This window comes from Streptomyces sp. NPDC002573, from assembly GCF_042889625.1.
Classification (GTDB): Bacteria; Actinomycetota; Actinomycetes; order Streptomycetales; family Streptomycetaceae; genus Streptomyces; species Streptomyces gibsoniae.
On sequence record NZ_JBIARC010000017.1, the window covers coordinates 23,909 to 39,978 of the forward strand.

The following is a 16,070-nucleotide window of genomic DNA, read 5'->3' on the forward strand; positions in this document are numbered from 1 at the left end:
CCGGCCTTGGTATCGGGATCAATCACGGTCAAGACGAGTCACCCCAGCCACGGTCTTCTGGCCGACCTCGACCGCGACCTCCACGCCCTCGGGCAGATAGAGGTCGACACGCGAGCCGAAGCGGATCAGACCGATACGGTCGCCCTGCTCCACCTTCGTGCCCTGCGGGATGTAGGGCACGATGCGACGGGCCACCGCGCCGGCGATCTGGATCATCTCGATGTCGCCGAGTTCGGTGTCGAAATGCCAGACTACGCGCTCGTTGTTCTCGCTCTCTTTGTTGAAAGCAGGAACAAAGCCACCGGGGATGTGTTCGACCGACGTGACCGTGCCGGAGAGCGGCGCACGGTTCACGTGGACGTTGAGCGGGCTCATGAAGATCGCGACGCGGGTGCGTCCGTCCTTCCACGGCATGATGCTCTGCACCACACCGTCGGCGGGCGAGATGACGCGGCCCTGGGCGATCTCGCGCTCCGGGTCGCGGAAGAACCACAGCATGCCGGCCGCGAGGGCCGTGGCGGGTACGGCCACGGCCTTGGCGGCGCCGGAGCGGCGCGCCCGGGCCAGGCTGAGGGCTGCGGTGGCAACGGTCGGGAGAAGCCACGGCGATGCTCCGCGCGCGAGGCGTACGCCGGCCAGGCTGTCGCGTGGTGCAGAGGTTTGGCTGTGGGGCATGGATGACCTTCGTAGCGGATGATGCCGCGCTTCGACGGGGGACGGCGGCTTTCCGGCGATCGTACCGGGCGCGGACCGCAACTCGGCAAGCCAGGAAGCTGAGTCGGCGGCCGAACTGTGTTGACGGGGTGTGATCTTCTTCGCGAAGAAAACACCCCGTAAACGGACAACTAGCCCTGGAGTCGATACTCTTCGAGCAAGCGGCGGCCGATGATCATTTTCTGGATTTCGGCGGTACCTTCACCGATCAGCAGCATCGGAGCCTCACGATACAGGCGCTCGATCTCGTACTCCTTGGAGAAGCCGTAGCCGCCGTGGATCCGGAATGCATCTTCTACGACTTCCTTGCAGTATTCGGACGCGAGGTACTTCGCCATGCCCGCTTCGAGGTCGTTTCGCTGGCCGGAGTCCTTTTTGCGTGCCGCGTTCACCATCATGGCGTGTGCGGCCTCGACCTTGGTGGCCATTTCCGCCAGCTTGAACTGAATCGCCTGGTGCTGGGCGATCGGCTTGCCGAAGGTGTGCCGCTGCTGCGCGTACGACACGCCCAGCTCGAAGGCACGCTGAGCGACACCGCAGCCACGGGCCGCGACATTCACCCGGCCGACCTCGACTCCGTCCATCATTTGGTAAAACCCTCGGCCGGTGACCCCGCCGAGCACCCGATCGGCCGGAATGCGCAGACCGTCCATGATGAGTTCCGTGGTGTCGACACCCTTGTAACCCATCTTGTCGATCTTCCCGGGGATGGTGAGGCCCGGGCGGACCTCGCCGAAGCCGGGCTCCTTCTCCACCAGGAAGGTCGTCATCGACTTGTGCGGCGCGGTGCCCTCGGGGTGGCCTTCGTCACTCCGGACGAGCACCGCGACGAGCGAGGACGTGCCGCCGTTCGTCAGCCACATCTTCTGGCCGGTCAGCACGTACTCGTCGCCGTCCTTGACCGCCTTGGACGTGATCGCCGACACGTCCGAGCCGAGCGCGGGCTCGGACATCGAGAAGGCGCCACGGATCTCGCCGAGGGCCATCTTCGGCAGGAAGTGGTCCTTCTGCTCCTGCGTGCCGTGCTGCTTGAGCATGTACGCCACGATGAAGTGCGTGTTGATGATGCCGGAGACCGACATCCAGCCGCGGGCGATCTCCTCCACGCACAGCGCGTACGTCAGGAGCGACTCGCCCAGGCCCCCGTACTCCTCCGGGATCATCAGACCGAACAGGCCGAGTTCCTTCAGGCCGTCGACGATCTGCTGCGGGTACTCGTCGCGGTGCTCCAGCTCGGTCGCGACCGGGATGATCTCCTTGTCCACGAAGTCGCGGACGGTGGAGAGAATCTCCTGCTGGACGTCGGTCAGACCGGCGGTCTGGGCGAGACGGGCCATGGCTACTTCTCCTGCTGCTTCAGCTCGGGGCGGCCCGGCTGCTCGCCGCCGCGCTCCTTGATGTACGTCTCGGTGGGGACCATCACCTTGCGGCGGAACACGCACACTAGCGTGCCGTCCTGCTTGTAGCCCTTGGTCTCGACATGCACGATGCCGCGGTCGTTCTTCGACTTCGACGGCCACTTGTCGAGCACGGTCGTCTCGCCGTAGATCGTGTCGCCGTGGAAGGTCGGCGCCACGTGCTTGAGCGACTCGATCTCGAGGTTGGCGATCGCCTTGCCGGACACATCCGGCACGGACATGCCGAGCAGCAGCGAGTAGATGTAGTTGCCCACGACGACGTTCTTCCCGAAGTCCGTCGTCTTCTCCGCATAGTTCGTGTCCATGTGGAGCGGGTGGTGGTTCATGGTGAGGAGGCAGAACAGGTGGTCGTCGTACTCCGTGACCGTCTTGCCGGGCCAGTGCTTGTACGTGGCCCCGACCTCGAACTCCTCGTAGGTGCGTCCGAACTGCATCGCGCTCAGGCCTCCGGGATCTCGAACGTGCTGGTGCGCTGCATGCCGGCGGCGCGGCCCTTGCCGGAGATGACGAGGGCCATCTTGCGGCTGGCCTCGTCGATCATCTCGTCGCCGAGCATCGCGGAGCCCTTCTTGCCGCCCGCCTCGGACGTGTAGTAGTCGTACGCGTCCAGGATCAGCTCGGCGTGGTCGTAGTCCTCCTGGGACGGCGAGAAGATCTCGTTGGACGCCTCGACCTGGCCCGGGTGCAGCACCCACTTGCCGTCGAAGCCGAGCGCGGCGGCGCGCTGCGCGACCTCGCGGTAGCCGTCGACGTTGCGGATCTGGAGGTAGGGGCCGTCGATCGCCTGGAGGTTGTTGGCGCGGGCCGCCATCAGGATCTTCATCAGGATGTAGTGGTAGGCGTCCGCCGGGTAGCCGGGCGGCTGCTCGCCCACGACCAGCGACTTCATGTTGATGGACGCCATGAAGTCGGCAGGGCCGAAGATGATCGTCTCGACGCGCGGGGAGGCCTGCGCGATCGCGTTGACGTTGTTGAGGCCCTGCGCGTTCTCGATCTGCGCCTCGATGCCGATCTTGCCGACCTCGAAGCCCATCGTCTTCTCGATCTGGGTCAGCAGGAGGTCCAGGGCGACGACCTGCTCGGCGTTCTGCACCTTCGGCAGCATGATGCAGTCGAGGTTCGGGCCCGCGCCCTCGACCACCGTCACGACGTCGCGGTACGTCCACTCGGTCGTCCAGTCGTTGACGCGCACCACTCGCGTCTTGCCCGTCCAGTCGCCCTCATTGAGGAACTTGACGATGGTGTGCCGCGCCTCGGGCTTGGCCAGTGGCGCGCACGCGTCCTCCAGGTCCAGGAAGACCTGGTCGGCGGGGAGGCCCTGCGCCTTCTCCAGGAAGCGGGGGTTGCTTCCGGGGACCGCGAGGCAGGAGCGCCGCGGACGCAGACGGTTGACGGGCGTGGTCATGCGGGGACCTCCAGGGGGTCGAGCTTGTTCGCTTTCCGGATCTCGTCGACGATACGGCCGATGATCCCGGTGATGTCGAAGTCCTTCGGGGTGAACACCGCTGCCACTCCAGCGGCTCTGAGCTGCTCGGCGTCGGCGTTGGGGATGATCCCGCCGGCGATGACGGGTATGTCGGCCGCACCGGCATCCCGGAGCCGGTCGAGCACGTCGGGCACCAGCTGCGCGTGCGAGCCGGAGAGGATCGACAGGCCCACCGCGTGCACGTCCTCCGCGAGGGCCGCGTCCACGATCTGTTCCGGCGTCAGCCGGATGCCCTGGTAGACCACCTCGAACCCGGCGTCACGGGCCCGCACGGCGATCTGCTCGGCGCCGTTGGAGTGCCCGTCCAGGCCCGGCTTGCCGACCAGGAAGCGGAGCTTGCCGACTCCGAGGTCCTGGGCCGTCAGGTCCACCTTGCGGCGCACCTTGGCCATCGCCGTGCCCTCCTCGGCGGTCACCGCGACCGGCGCGGAGGACACGCCCGTGGGGGCGCGGAACTCGCCGAACACCTCGCGCAGGGCCCCGGCCCACTCGCCGGTCGTGACGCCGGCGCGGGCGCACTCCAGGGTGGCGTCCATGAGGTTCTCGGTGCCCTTGGCCGCCTCCTTCAGCCGCTCCAGCGCCTTGCAGGGGCGCGGGTGGTTGAACGGCGGCTGGTAGCGGGTGTCCCGCCACGCCTGCAGCGAGGCGATGACGCGGGCCTCGACCGCCGGGTCGACCGTCTGGATCGCGGTGTCCAGATCGGCCGTGAGCGGGTTCGGCTCGGTCGTCTCGAAGATGTTGACGCCGATGATCTTCTCATCGCCGGACTCGATCCGGGCCCGGCGCTCGGCGTGCGACGCCACGAGCTGCGACTTGAGGTAGCCCGACTCGACTGCGGCCATGGCGCCGCCCATCTCCTGGATCCGGTCGATCTCGGCGAGCGACTCCTCGACCAGCCCGCTCACCTTGGTCTCGATGACCGTGGAGCCCTCGAAGATGTCGTCGTACTCCAGCAGATCGCTCTCGTGCGCGAGCACCTGCTGGATGCGCAGCGACCACTGCTGGTCCCAGGGCCGGGGCAGGCCCAGCGCCTCGTTCCAGGCGGGGAGCTGCACGGCGCGGGCGCGGGCGTCCTTGGAGAGGGTCACGGCCAGCATCTCCAGCACGATCCGCTGGACGTTGTTCTCCGGCTGCGCCTCGGTCAGCCCCAGGGAGTTGACCTGGACGCCGTAGCGGAAGCGACGGTGCTTGGGGTTCTCGATGCCGTACCGCTCACGCGTGATCTTGTCCCAGATCCGGCCGAACGCCCGCATCTTGCACATCTCCTCGACGAAGCGGACGCCCGCGTTCACGAAGAAGGAGATACGGCCGACGACATCGCCCATGCGCTCCTGCGGCACCTGGCCGCCGTCGCGCACCGCGTCGAGTACGGCGATCGCCGTGGACATCGCGTACGCGATCTCCTGAACCGGCGTGGCGCCCGCCTCCTGCAGGTGGTAGCTGCAGATGTTGATCGGGTTCCACTTGGGGATGTGGGAGACCGTGTACGCGATCATGTCCGTCGTCAGCCGGAGCGAGGGCCCCGGCGGGAAGACGTGCGTACCGCGCGAGAGGTACTCCTTGACGATGTCGTTCTGGGTCGTGCCCTGGAGCTGGGTGATGTCCGCGCCCTGCTCCTCCGCGACGACCTGGTAGAGCGCCAGCAGCCACATGGCCGTGGCGTTGATGGTCATCGAGGTGTTCATCTGCTCCAGGGGTATGTCCTGGAACAGCCGTCGCATGTCACCGAGGTGCGCGACCGGGACCCCGACCCGGCCGACCTCGCCGCGGGCGAGGACGTGGTCGGAGTCGTAGCCGGTCTGCGTCGGCAGGTCGAACGCGACCGACAGGCCGGTCTGGCCCTTGGCGAGGTTGCGCCGGTACAGCTCGTTGGACGCCTCGGCCGTGGAGTGACCGGCGTACGTGCGCATGAGCCACGGCCGGTCCTTCTGCCTCCGGGACTCGGAGGACTGACGCTCTGTCATCTGTTGCCTCCGCTGCCCTCAGATGTTCCGGAAGCGGTTGATCGCGTCGACGTGCTGCGCGCGCATCTCCGGGTTGCGCACGCCGAGCCCCTCCTCCGGGGCGAGGCACAGGACGCCGACCTTGCCCTGGTGGAGGTTGCGGTGCACGTCGTAGGCGGCCTGGCCGGTCTCCTCCAGGGAGTACACCTTCGACAGCGTCGGGTGGATCCTGCCCTTGGCGATGAGGCGGTTGGCCTCCCAGGCCTCGCGGTAGTTGGCGAAGTGGGAGCCGATGATGCGCTTCAGGGACATCCACAGGTAGCGGTTGTCGTACTCGTGGTTGTAGCCCGAGGTGGAGGCGCAGGTGACGATGGTGCCGCCCTTGCGGGTCACGTAGACCGAGGCGCCGAAGGTCTCGCGGCCGGGGTGCTCGAAGACGATGTCGACGTCCTCACCGCCGGTCAGCTCGCGGATGCGCTTGCCGAAGCGCTTCCACTCCTTGGGGTCCTGGTTGTGCTCGTCCTTCCAGAACTTGTAGTCCTCGGCGGTGCGGTCGATGATCGCCTCGGCGCCCATCGAGCGGCAGATCTCCGCCTTGGCCGGCGAGGAGACGACACAGATGGGGTTGGCGCCGCCCGCGAGCGCGAACTGGGTCGCGTACGAGCCGAGGCCGCCGCTCGCGCCCCAGATCAGCACGTTGTCGCCCTGCTTCATCTGGGCGCCGTTGCGGGAGACCAGCTGGCGGTAGGCGGTGGAGTTGACCAGACCGGGCGCCGCGGCCTCCTCCCAGCTGAGGTGGCCGGGCTTCGGCATCAGCTGGTTGGACTTGACGAGCGCGATCTCGGCGAGGCCGCCGAAGTTGGTCTCGAAGCCCCAGATCCGCTGCTCGGGGTCGAGCATCGTGTCGTTGTGGCCGTCGGAGGACTCCAGTTCGACCGAGAGGCAGTGCGCGACGACCTCGTCGCCCGGCTTCCAGGAGTTGACGCCCGGGCCGGTGCGCAGGACCACGCCCGCGAGGTCGGAGCCGATGATGTGGTACGGCAGGTCGTGGCGCTTGGTGAGCTCGCTCAGGCGGCCGTAGCGCTCCAGGAAGCCGAACGTCGACAGCGGCTCGAAGATCGAGGTCCACACCGAGTTGTAGTTGACCGAGGAGGCCATCACGGCCACGAGGGCCTCGCCCGGGCCCAGCTCGGGCAGCGGGACCTCGTCGACGTGCAGAGACTTACGGGGGTCCTTGTCACGGGTGGTGAGCCCGGCGAACATCTCCGTCTCGTCCTTGTGCACGGTGACCGCGCGGTACGACTCGGGGAGGGGAAGAGCGGCGTAGTCGGCGGACGTGGCCGTCCCCGACTGGATCGCGTCCAGGATGTCCTTCACGGTGTTGCCTCCGGCGAAAGAGCGTCTTGAGGGGAGACGCTGAGGGTTACGTCGGTGTGCTGCTGCTGCTGAAGAGAGAGGTGCCGTCGGTTCGGCCTGGTGGTGCTGTGGCAGCGCTTTGTGGCGCGAGAGGGTGCCTGTGACGCAGGCGTCCGGGCGCGCTCGCCTGGGAGGCTTGCGGGGACAGCCGGCGTACGAAAGGTCTCTGCACGCCGGCCGCCCGGACAACACCAACGTATGGCACGGCGTGTCACCCCGCAAGGCACTGCGTGCCAGATATCTGTCTCAGATGAAATCTTTACGTAACAAATGAGCGATGATCGATCAAAGTTACTGACGAGTATGGGCAGGGTGGGCAAAAGGAACGGACCGGTGGCGGCATCAGGTGCCGCCACCGGTCCGTGGTGGGTCCGGAAGGCCTGTCGGGGGCTGGGATACGGCTAGGAACGCTCCTTGAGGGCCTGCTCGATGGTCCGCATGACCTCGTCGAGCGGCGCGTCGGTCCTGGCCACCGCCACCAGTACCTCGCCCTGCGCGGTCACGGCGGCCGGAGCGGTCCGGGGGGCGGACCCGCGGCCGGCCCCGATCCCGGTGCCGAACGTCCTGCGCACGATCGCGAAGGCATGGTCGAGCTGGGTCTCGACGTCCCCCTGGCCGCCGGCCCGCAGCCAGCGCCGCAGGACATGGTTGTGGGCGGTGACGACCGCCGACGCGGCGACCTCCGCCAGCAGTGGATCGTCGTTCGCGTCGTCGTCGTGCGCGTGCTCGTCGAAGTGGCCCAGCAGATAGCGGGTGAACAGTCGCTCGTAGCGGGCCACCGAGGCGATCTCCGCCTCCCGCAGGGTCGGCACCTCGCGGGTCAGCTTGTAGCGCTGCACGGAGATCTCCGGCCGTGCCGCGTACATCTTCATGACTTCCTTGATGCCGCGGCACACGGTGTCCAGCGGGTGCTCGTGCGCGGGCGCAGCGTTGAGCACCGCCTCGGCACGGACCAGGGTGTCGTCGTGGTCGGGGAAGATGGCCTCTTCCTTGGAGCGGAAGTGGCGGAAGAACGTGCGCCGGGCGACCCCGGCTGCCGCCGCGATCTCGTCGACGGTGGTCGCTTCGTACCCTTTGGTGGCGAACAGCTCCATAGCCGCGGCCGCCAGTTCTCGGCGCATCTTGAGCCGCTGGGCGGCGGCGCGGCTGCCTGCGGCACTCTCCGGCGCGTCGGGCGTAGCTGGTGTACGTGAGGACTTGGCGGGCTGGGACATGACCCGAACGTACTGCATGTGCGCAGGATGGCGCGCATGTCCCGGGTTCCCCCCGCCCTGCGCGGGCGGGGGGTCACCTTGGGGATCGAGCAGTCCGCCCCAGTCAGCACCGCCTCGGAACCGGTCGCCGGGCCGGTCAGCGCTTGGCATATTCGCGGAAGCCGCGGCCGGTCTTGCGGCCGAGGCAGCCCGCGGCCACCAGGTGTTCCAGCAGCGGCGCGGGCGCGAGGCCCGGGTCGCGGAACTCGCGGTGCAGGACCTTCTCGATGGCGAGCGAGACGTCCAGACCGACCACGTCGAGCAGTTCGAACGGTCCCATCGGGTAGCCGCCGCCCAGCTTCATCGCCGCGTCGATGTCGTCGAGGGACGCGTAGTGCTCCTGCACCATCTTCACCGCGTTGTTGAGGTACGGGAACAGCAGCGCGTTCACGATGAATCCGGCGCGGTCGCCGCACTCCACCGGGTGCTTCCTGATCGACGCGCACAGCTCGCGGACCGTCGCGTGCACATCGTCCGCGGTCAGCACCGTACGGACCACCTCGACCAGCTTCATGGCCGGCGCGGGGTTGAAGAAGTGCATGCCGATCACGTCCTGCGGACGCGAGGTGGCGCGGGCGCAGGCGACGACGGGCAGCGAGGACGTGGTGGTCGCGAGGATCGCGCCGGGCTTGCAGACCTTGTCGAACGTGGCGAACAACTGCTGCTTGATCTCCAGGTCCTCGGCGACGGCCTCCAGGGCCAGGTCGACGTCGGCGAAGTCGTCGTAGCTGCCCGTCGGCCGGATCCGGTCGAGCGTCTGCGCGGCCGCCTCGGCCGTCATCCGGCCCTTGTCGACCGAGCGCGCCAGCGACTTGCCGATCCGGGCCTTCGCGGCCTGCGCCTTCTCCTCGGTGCGGGCGGCGATGACCACCTCGTGACCGGCCTTGGCGAAGACCTCGGCGATCCCGGACGCCATGGTGCCGGAGCCGGCGACACCGACCGAGCGGACCTGGCGGCCCGGGGTCTGGGCGGCGTCCGTGAGGGGCGTCAGCGCGTCCCGCACGACGGTCGGGCTGCCGGGCGCCTCGTAGGTGTAGAAGCCGCGTCCCGACTTGCGGCCGGTCAGACCCGCCTCGCTGAGCTGCTTGAGGATCGGCGCGGGCGCGTGCAGCCGGTCGTGGGAGGCCGCGTACATGGCCTCCAGCACGGTGCGCGCGGTGTCGACGCCGATCAGGTCGAGCAGGGCGAGCGGGCCCATGGGCAGGCCGCAGCCCAGTCGCATCGCGGCGTCGATGTCCTCGCGGGAGGCGTACCTCGCCTCGTACATCGCGGCGGCCTGGTTGAGGTAGCCGAACAGCAGTCCGTCGGCGACGAATCCGGGCCGGTCGCCGACCGCGACGGGCTCCTTGCCCAGGTCGAGGGCGAGGTTGGTGACCGCGGTGACGGCGCCGGGCGCGGTCAGCACGGAGGAGACGACCTCGACCAGCTTCATGGCCGGCGCCGGGTTGAAGAAGTGCAGTCCGAGGACCCGCTCGGGGTGGGCCGAGTCGGCCGCGAGCCGGGTGACGGAGAGGGCGTTGGTGCCGGTGGCGAGGATGGCGTCCGGGCGCACGATGCCGTCGAGGGCGCTGAGGACCTGCTGCTTGATCTCGTACGACTCCGGGACCACCTCGATGACCAGGTCGGCCTCCGCGGCCGCCCGCAGGTCGGTGAAGGTGCGGAAGCGGGCGAGGGCGTCCTCGCGCTCCTGCTCGGTCAGGCGGCCCCGGCTCACGGCGCGGGCGGTGGCGGCGTCCAGCGCGGTGACGGCCTTGGTGGCCGCGGCCTCGCTGATGTCGATGCCGACGACCTCGCGGCCGGCCCGGGCCAGCACCTCGGCGATGCCGGTGCCCATCGTGCCGAGACCGATCACGGCAATGGTCTTGAGCGGGGACAGAGGGGTGTCGGACAGGGGAGTGGCCATCGCGGGACTCCAGGAATGAGGTGACGACTGAGGGACGCGGCTGGATACGCCGAGAGGCGCACACAGTGCGGAGAACGCGGGTGTCTGCCGGGCTGACGAGCGCACACGCCCGGTGAGTCCACGGACGTGCACACGTCCGGGAGCGGTGATCCGACCGGCCCTGTCCCGGAGCCGGGTCGTGCTGAGGTACGCGATGTACCGAACCGACCGCCCTCCCCTGCCTGACGGCGTGGGAGGTGCTTCCTGCGACGGCTGCGTCACCAAACCACCACAGGCCGCGAGTGGGTAACTCGCTCGATTGAGCTTAACCCGTGGGTAACGAGCGCGCCACCCCTCGACTTTGTGATGTAGGTCCCGAGGTTCGGTCGGCGCCCCTACTCTCGGGTCCATGGACGAAGCGTTGCGATCGCTCACGGAGCGTTTACAGGCGGAGGCCGGCTCCTCGCCCGGGTACGGACGGCTCGTCGCCACGGACGGGCTCGACGAGCTGGCCGCGGTGCTGACCGAGCCCGGACAGCCGCTGTGGGCCCGGGAGCTGGCGGCCTTCCGGCTGGGTGTCGCGGGGGACCGCAGGGCTTTCGAGACGCTGGTTCTTCTGCTCAACCACCGTGATCCCCAGCGCTGTGCGTCGGCCGCCCACGCTCTCGCCCGGCTCGGCGATCCGCGCACCGCCCGCGCGGCGGCCGCCCTCGCCACCAACGAACTCCGCGTCGCCTACGCCCTCCACCCCGTACGCCTGCTCGTCGCACTGCGCGCCCCCGAGTCCGTGCCCGCGCTGATCACCACCCTCCAGCGCAGACTGCGACCGCACGATCCGTACCGGAAGGTGGCGCTGGCGTGTGTGGAGGGGCTCGGCGAACTGGGCGACGCCCGCGCCAGACCCGTGCTGAACGAGGCGCTCGCCCATCCGGCGCTCGCCCAGGCCGCAGTGCACGCGCTCGCCCGCATCCCCGCGCAGCGCTGAGCCTCAACTCCGGAGCGGCAGCGCGGCCGTGTACCGGACCTCGTGCACGGCCACCCCGTGCACCTCGAACGACTCCTCGGCAGCGTCGGCCCGGAATCCGGCCCGCTCGTAGAAGTGCCGTGCGGGGGCGTTGTCCTTGAGCACCCACAGATGCATCCGGGGGTGCCCGGCCGCCGTGCATCTGTCGGCCGCCTTCGTGAGCAGGGCCCGTCCGATGCCGCGGCCGAGCAGGCCGGGGGCCACATAGAGCGCGTACAACTCGGCGTCTCCGGTGCGGACCTCGCCCTCCCGGTACGGTCCGTGTGCGGCCCATCCGACCGTCTCGCCGCCCCGCTCGGCCACCAGGTCCACCGCCCGGCCGTCCCCCCGCGCGAGACGGGCGCGGCGCTCTTCGGCGTCGGCGTCCACGTCGAGTGCGTCCAGATACGACTGGGGGACCAGCCCCCGGTAGGCGCTCCGCCAGCCGTCGACACGGATCTCGCTCACGTGTCGGCAGTCGGCGAACGTCATGTCGCGGATGCGTAGCCTGCTGCCCACGACGGCACCGTAGACGGGCACGGCCGTGCCGGGCCACGGGATATCCCGGCAGGGGCACGGCTGCCCCGGCAGAGCCACGGGCTATTCGGGCAGCACCGCGAACGCCTCGATCTCCATCAGGAACTCGGGGCCCACCAGCGCCGCCACCTGCACCGCGGAGGAGGCGGGCAGACGGTCCCCGGGTATGTGCGCGGCGCGGGCCGCGCGGATCGCCGGCAGATACGCCATGTCCGTGACGAAGTAGGTCAGTTTGGCCACGTCGTCGAACGTGGCCCCGGCGGCGGCCAGACAGCGGCGCAGATTCTCGAAGACCTGCCGGGCCTGTGCCGCCGGATCCCCCTCGCCGACGAGCTTTCCGTCCTCGTCCAGCGCGAGCTGGCCGGAGATCGCGACAAAGCGTCCGGTGCCCATGACGACATGCGTGTACGCGGCGGCGGGGGCGACCCCGTCGGGGGCGGGGATTCGGGTCAGCTCACTCATGGGTCCATGGTGGACCACGGGTCTGACAACGCCCCCGACGGGCGGCGGTCCGGTCAGCCGCGGTAGCCCAGCAGGCCGTGCAGCGTCGAACCGCGCTCGGAGGCACCGGTCGCCTTGGTGGTCTTCGGCTCGGGGTCGGGCAACTTCGGGCACACCGCGTCGATCCCGCCGTCGGCCGCGCGCGGCACGGTGCCGGCGGTGAGATACGTCGCGAGGTACTTGTCGAGGCAGGCGTTCCCGCTCAGCGAGATGCCGTGGTTGCCGCCGCCCTCCTCCACCACCAGGCTGGAGCCGCGCAACAGGTGATGCATCGTCACACCGCCGTGGTACGGGGTGGCGGCGTCGTTGGTCGCCTGGAACAGCAGCGTCGGCGGCAGCGCGTCGTTGGCCACGTTCACCGGCCGTAGCGCGGTCGTCGGCCAGAAGGCGCACGGTGCGTTGTACCAGGTGTTGTTCCAGGTCATGAACGGTGCCTTCTCGTACACCGCCCAGCTGTCCTTGCGCCACTGCGCCCAGTCGCGCGGCCAGTAGGTGTCACGGCACTGCACCGCGGCGTAGATGCTGTAGCCGTTGTCGCCCGAGGCGGTGACCGCGCCCAGGCTGTGGTAGGCGCCGACCAGCGGCCCGGAGTTCCCGTCGTTCACATAGGCCGCGAACGCGGTGGCCAGGCGCGGCCAGTAGCCGTTGTAGTAGCCGCCCGGCATATAGGTGTCCTCCAGCTCGGAGGCGCCCACCGTGTTCTGTGCGGGGCTCTTGGCCAGCGCCGCCCGCATCGCGTACCACTTGGCCTCGACCACGGCCGGGTCGGTGCCGAGCCGGTAGGTGGTGTCGTGCCGGGCGACCCAGGCCAGGAAGGCCAGATGACGGTCGTTGAACGCGTAGTCCTGCTGGATGTTGTCGTCGTACCACACGCCCGTGGGGTCGACGATGGAGTCGAGCACCAGGCGGCGCACCCGGTGCGGGAACAGCCTCGCGTAGACCGCGCCCAGGTAGGTGCCGTAGGAGTAGCCGAAGTAGCTCACCTTTTCGGCCCCGAGCGCCTGCCGGATCGTGTCCAGGTCCCGGGCGGCGCTGATCGTGTTGATGTAGGGCAGCACGCCCGTGTACTTCAGGGCGCAGTCCCGGGCGAAGCCCGTGGCCCGGTCGAGATTGGCCTGCTCCAGCGCGGGCGTGCCGGGCACCGAGTCGGGGCGCACCGGGTTGAAGTGGCCGGGACGGCAGTTCAGGGCCGGCTCGCTCTTGCCCACGCCCCGCGGGTCGAAGCCGATGACGTCGTACTGCGCCGCCACCGCCTTGGGCAGCGCGGACGCGACGAATCCGGCGAGCTTCAGACCGCTGCCGCCGGGCCCGCCCGGATTGACCAGCAGCGGCCCCAGAGATGTCTTCGCGGTGTGCGGGACGCGCGACAGCGCCACCGTGATCTGCCGTCCGCGCGGATTGGCGTAGTCGAGCGGCACCGTCACGGACCCGCACTGGAGCGTCGGATGCGAGGCGGTGGCGCAGTTCTTCCAGGAGAGTTCGGCCGCTTGCACGGTGTCCGCGGGGCGCGGCGGGGTCGCGTCGGCCGGGACCGCTGTGAGCATCCCGGCGACCATGACGGCGGCACCGCACAGCACGGCTGCGCCTTTTCTCATTTCAGTCCTCCCAGGACGGAGGGGGTGGACCACGGCTGTCAGGTCCTCGCCGCATGGTCCCGGAAAGGGCTGCCCGAAAGGGCGTGTTCTGATGGCACTTGACCCAATCGGGTAGCCGGAAGCCCTCGGATGCCCTGCGTCGCGGTCACAGGAGGGAAAGCTGGGTGGGCCCGGTGACGGCCGGCTCGGTCGGTGTGGGGCCGGTGACGGCAGGGGCGGAGGCGGCGGGCTCGGGCCGCCGGATCCGGCGCGGCATCCCCGGGGGCGTGGGTCCGATGCCGTACTCCCGTGCCAGTTCGTGCACCTGACGGGTGATCCGGCGCTGATACCACTTCGGGGCGTAGGCGCCCTCCGCGTACAGCCGCTCGTAACGGCGTACGAGCCAGGGGTGCCGCTGCTGGAGCCAGGCCATGAACCACTCGCGGGCACCCGGGCGCAGATGCAGCACCAGCGGGGTCACCGAGGTGGCTCCGGCAGCGGCGATCGCCCTTACGGTGGCGCGCAGTTGGGCCGGGTGGTCGCCGAGGAACGGGATCACCGGGGCCATCAGCACACCGCAGCCGATGCCGTGGTCGCTGAGGGTGCGCACCACGTCCAGACGGCGCTCCGGGGCCGGGGTGCCCGGTTCGACGGTGCGCCACAGCTCCTGGTCCACGAAGCCGACGGAGACGGAGATGCCGACGTCGGTGACCTCCGACGCCTGCTTGAGCAGGTCGAGGTCGCGCAGGATCAGGGTGCCCTTGGTGAGTATGGAGAACGGGTTCGCATGGTCGCGCAGGGCCGAGATGATGCCCGGCATCAGCCGGTAGCGGCCCTCGGCGCGCTGGTAGCAGTCGACGTTGGTGCCCATCGCGATGTGCTCGCCGCGCCAGCGGCGCGAGCCGAGATGAGTGCGCAGCAACTCCGGGGCGTTGACCTTCACCACGATCTGGGAGTCGAAGCCGAGTCCCGTGTCTAGGTCCAGATAGCTGTGCGTCTTGCGTGCGAAGCAGTACACGCACGCGTGCGTGCACCCTCGATAGGGGTTGACCGTCCACTCGAACGGCATACGTGAGGCGCCCGGCACCCGGTTCACGATCGAGCGGGCCCGGACCTCGTGGAAGGTGATACCGCGGAACTCCGGGGTGTCGAAGGTGCGAGTCGTCACCGTGTCCGCGTCGAACAGCGCGGCGTCACGGGGCGTGGCGGGGTTCTCGGCCAGATGGTCCCAGCGCATGGGCACCTCCTAGGTAGCACTGGCCACAGAATAGAACACGCGTTCCTATGATCGCGAGGCGGATTCGATTATAGGTTCGATTCTCTGGTCCGTCGGCTCTGACCTGCTGTTTTTGTCCGGGCACCCCGGACCGGGTGACCGTGCGATGGCTGGGTCGGCGCGTCCATCGTCCCCCGTGGCGCGATCTGCGGCATGGCGGAGGGATGGAGGGGGCGGGCGGAGTGGCCGAATCCGTGCACAGCGTGGCAGCGTCAACAGGTTCGCCGCACATGACCCACAGGGGTGACTTCAGTTCGCGTCACCTTGAAGGGGGCGGCGGGTGGTGCCGGTCCTGTCGTAGCTGACTATGCATCTCGCAAACGCGGCTTATCAGACAAAAATTATGATCATGCTGTAAATACGCTTACAAGGCGAATCGTTCCGCTGGGAGGGCATCTCCGTGCAGCGTTCCCAAGCGGAAGGAGTCGGCGGAATGGCCGACTGGAAGCAGATCAGCGGGGCGTTGGTGCGGATCTCGGCGGGATCCAGGACCAATGTGTGGGGTGTGAATTCGGCAGGCAACATCTACCGCTACACCGGCGACCTGCCGGGCTGACCCGCCCCCGCCTCACGGATCGGTGCGCCGCCCGAACGCTTCACGCGGCACGGCGGCGCACTGTCTCAGGAAGATCCCGGCGCCGCTCCGTCGTGTCAGTCCTCTCCGCTGCCGTACGGCCTGGTCAGGATTTCCAGGTTGTGTCCGTTCGGGTCGTCGAAGTACGCACCGCGGCCGCCGTCGTTGTGGTTGATCTCGCCGGGGTGGTGGTGGTGCGGGTCGGCCCAGTAGGTCAGGCCCGCCTGGCGGACACGGGTGAATATCGTGTCGAAGTCGTCCTCGGAGACGAGGAACGCATAGTGCTGCGGGGTGATCGACTCGTCCGTGTCCATGTAGTCCAGAGTCACCCCGTTCGGCATCTGCACCGGGACGAACGGACCGTACTCCGGTGCCACCTCCAGACCCAGCAGATCCGCGAGGAACCGTGCGGACGCCTGCTTGTCGTGCGCGGCGACGATCGTGTGGTTGAGTTCGACTGCCATCGGTCGGCCTCCATCCCCCTGTGTGGCAG

Annotated in this window: 15 protein-coding genes; 2 read left to right on the top strand and 13 right to left on the bottom strand. The window is 68.9% G+C overall.

The window, feature by feature from the left end:
• Window positions 1–18: 18 nt before the first annotated feature.
• The 8 genes from ACFYX0_RS17995 to ACFYX0_RS18030 all read right to left on the bottom strand — a co-directional run bounded on the left by ACFYX0_RS17995 (window position 19) and on the right by ACFYX0_RS18030 (window position 10,133).
• Entirely contained in the window at window positions 19–675 is a 657-nt protein-coding gene (locus ACFYX0_RS17995; protein ID WP_311693587.1) for a phosphatidylserine decarboxylase, read from the bottom strand.
• 170 nt (window positions 676–845) lie between these two features.
• Window positions 846–2,051 carry an acyl-CoA dehydrogenase family protein gene (locus tag ACFYX0_RS18000; RefSeq protein WP_388971262.1) on the bottom strand — a complete coding sequence of 402 codons (1,206 nt, stop codon included), beginning with the start codon at window positions 2,049–2,051 and terminating at the stop codon, window positions 846–848.
• Between the two features lie 2 nt (window positions 2,052–2,053).
• Window positions 2,054–2,566, bottom strand: coding sequence for a MaoC family dehydratase (locus ACFYX0_RS18005; RefSeq protein WP_311693438.1), 513 nt, complete (start codon window positions 2,564–2,566; stop codon window positions 2,054–2,056).
• 5 nt (window positions 2,567–2,571) lie between these two features.
• A complete protein-coding gene (locus ACFYX0_RS18010) occupies window positions 2,572–3,537 on the bottom strand; it encodes a CoA ester lyase (protein ID WP_355922323.1) in 966 nt (321 codons plus the stop codon).
• Window positions 3,534–5,582, bottom strand: a complete 2,049-nt coding sequence (locus ACFYX0_RS18015; RefSeq protein ID WP_388971264.1) for a protein meaA — start codon at window positions 5,580–5,582, stop codon at window positions 3,534–3,536. The genes ACFYX0_RS18010 and ACFYX0_RS18015 overlap by 4 nt, the downstream gene beginning before the upstream one ends.
• 18 nt (window positions 5,583–5,600) lie before the next feature.
• The gene (gene ccrA / locus ACFYX0_RS18020; RefSeq protein ID WP_388971266.1) at window positions 5,601–6,938 is read right to left on the bottom strand and encodes a crotonyl-CoA carboxylase/reductase; all 1,338 of its coding nucleotides are present in this window, start codon (window positions 6,936–6,938) and stop codon (window positions 5,601–5,603) included.
• Between the two features lie 440 nt (window positions 6,939–7,378).
• Window positions 7,379–8,191: a TetR family transcriptional regulator gene (locus ACFYX0_RS18025; protein ID WP_311693446.1), complete on the bottom strand. Its 813-nt coding sequence runs from the start codon at window positions 8,189–8,191 to the stop codon at window positions 7,379–7,381.
• Window positions 8,192–8,327: 136 nt separating this feature from the next.
• Window positions 8,328–10,133 (bottom strand): 3-hydroxyacyl-CoA dehydrogenase family protein, encoded by a 1,806-nt coding sequence (locus tag ACFYX0_RS18030; protein WP_388971269.1) that lies wholly within the window; start codon window positions 10,131–10,133, stop codon window positions 8,328–8,330.
• Between the two features lie 388 nt (window positions 10,134–10,521).
• On the opposite strand from ACFYX0_RS18030, the gene ACFYX0_RS18035 reads away from it, so the two are divergent.
• On the top strand, window positions 10,522–11,097 hold the full coding sequence (locus ACFYX0_RS18035) for an adenylosuccinate lyase (protein WP_355922308.1): 576 nt from the start codon (window positions 10,522–10,524) through the stop codon (window positions 11,095–11,097).
• Between the two features lie 3 nt (window positions 11,098–11,100).
• Here the strand turns inward: ACFYX0_RS18035 and ACFYX0_RS18040 are convergent, their stop codons facing one another.
• From ACFYX0_RS18040 to ACFYX0_RS18055, 4 genes are all read right to left on the bottom strand, one after another.
• On the bottom strand, window positions 11,101–11,607 hold the full coding sequence (locus ACFYX0_RS18040; RefSeq protein ID WP_388971445.1) for a GNAT family N-acetyltransferase: 507 nt from the start codon (window positions 11,605–11,607) through the stop codon (window positions 11,101–11,103).
• Between the two features lie 108 nt (window positions 11,608–11,715).
• On the bottom strand, window positions 11,716–12,114 hold the full coding sequence (locus ACFYX0_RS18045; protein ID WP_355922302.1) for a RidA family protein: 399 nt from the start codon (window positions 12,112–12,114) through the stop codon (window positions 11,716–11,718).
• Between the two features lie 53 nt (window positions 12,115–12,167).
• Entirely contained in the window at window positions 12,168–13,748 is a 1,581-nt protein-coding gene (locus ACFYX0_RS18050; protein ID WP_388971271.1) for an alpha/beta hydrolase, read from the bottom strand.
• A gap of 145 nt (window positions 13,749–13,893) precedes the next feature.
• Window positions 13,894–14,964 (bottom strand): Rv2578c family radical SAM protein, encoded by a 1,071-nt coding sequence (locus ACFYX0_RS18055; RefSeq protein ID WP_388971273.1) that lies wholly within the window; start codon window positions 14,962–14,964, stop codon window positions 13,894–13,896.
• Window positions 14,965–15,436: 472 nt separating this feature from the next.
• Between ACFYX0_RS18055 and ACFYX0_RS18060 the strand changes: the two genes are divergently transcribed.
• Entirely contained in the window at window positions 15,437–15,559 is a 123-nt protein-coding gene (locus ACFYX0_RS18060; protein WP_388971275.1) for a tectonin domain-containing protein, read from the top strand.
• Between the two features lie 95 nt (window positions 15,560–15,654).
• On the opposite strand, the gene ACFYX0_RS18065 is transcribed toward ACFYX0_RS18060, so the two are convergent.
• Window positions 15,655–16,041, bottom strand: coding sequence for a VOC family protein (locus tag ACFYX0_RS18065; RefSeq protein ID WP_311693463.1), 387 nt, complete (start codon window positions 16,039–16,041; stop codon window positions 15,655–15,657).
• Window positions 16,042–16,070 lie beyond the last annotated feature (29 nt).

Coding starts and splice junctions, on each gene's coding strand:
- ACFYX0_RS18050 (WP_388971271.1), bottom strand. CDS start 13,748: ATGAGAAAAGGCGCAGCCGTGCTGTGCGGTGCCGCCGTCATGGTCGCC.
- ACFYX0_RS18065 (WP_311693463.1), bottom strand. CDS start 16,041: ATGGCAGTCGAACTCAACCACACGATCGTCGCCGCGCACGACAAGCAG.
- ACFYX0_RS18025 (WP_311693446.1), bottom strand. CDS start 8,191: ATGTCCCAGCCCGCCAAGTCCTCACGTACACCAGCTACGCCCGACGCG.
- ACFYX0_RS17995 (WP_311693587.1), bottom strand. CDS start 675: ATGCCCCACAGCCAAACCTCTGCACCACGCGACAGCCTGGCCGGCGTA.
- ACFYX0_RS18060 (WP_388971275.1), top strand. CDS start 15,437: ATGGCCGACTGGAAGCAGATCAGCGGGGCGTTGGTGCGGATCTCGGCG.
- ACFYX0_RS18035 (WP_355922308.1), top strand. CDS start 10,522: ATGGACGAAGCGTTGCGATCGCTCACGGAGCGTTTACAGGCGGAGGCC.
- ACFYX0_RS18000 (WP_388971262.1), bottom strand. CDS start 2,051: ATGGCCCGTCTCGCCCAGACCGCCGGTCTGACCGACGTCCAGCAGGAG.
- ACFYX0_RS18005 (WP_311693438.1), bottom strand. CDS start 2,566: ATGCAGTTCGGACGCACCTACGAGGAGTTCGAGGTCGGGGCCACGTAC.
- ACFYX0_RS18030 (WP_388971269.1), bottom strand. CDS start 10,133: ATGGCCACTCCCCTGTCCGACACCCCTCTGTCCCCGCTCAAGACCATT.
- ACFYX0_RS18045 (WP_355922302.1), bottom strand. CDS start 12,114: ATGAGTGAGCTGACCCGAATCCCCGCCCCCGACGGGGTCGCCCCCGCC.
- ACFYX0_RS18040 (WP_388971445.1), bottom strand. CDS start 11,607: ATGACGTTCGCCGACTGCCGACACGTGAGCGAGATCCGTGTCGACGGC.
- ACFYX0_RS18010 (WP_355922323.1), bottom strand. CDS start 3,537: ATGACCACGCCCGTCAACCGTCTGCGTCCGCGGCGCTCCTGCCTCGCG.
- ACFYX0_RS18055 (WP_388971273.1), bottom strand. CDS start 14,964: ATGCGCTGGGACCATCTGGCCGAGAACCCCGCCACGCCCCGTGACGCC.
- ACFYX0_RS18015 (WP_388971264.1), bottom strand. CDS start 5,582: ATGACAGAGCGTCAGTCCTCCGAGTCCCGGAGGCAGAAGGACCGGCCG.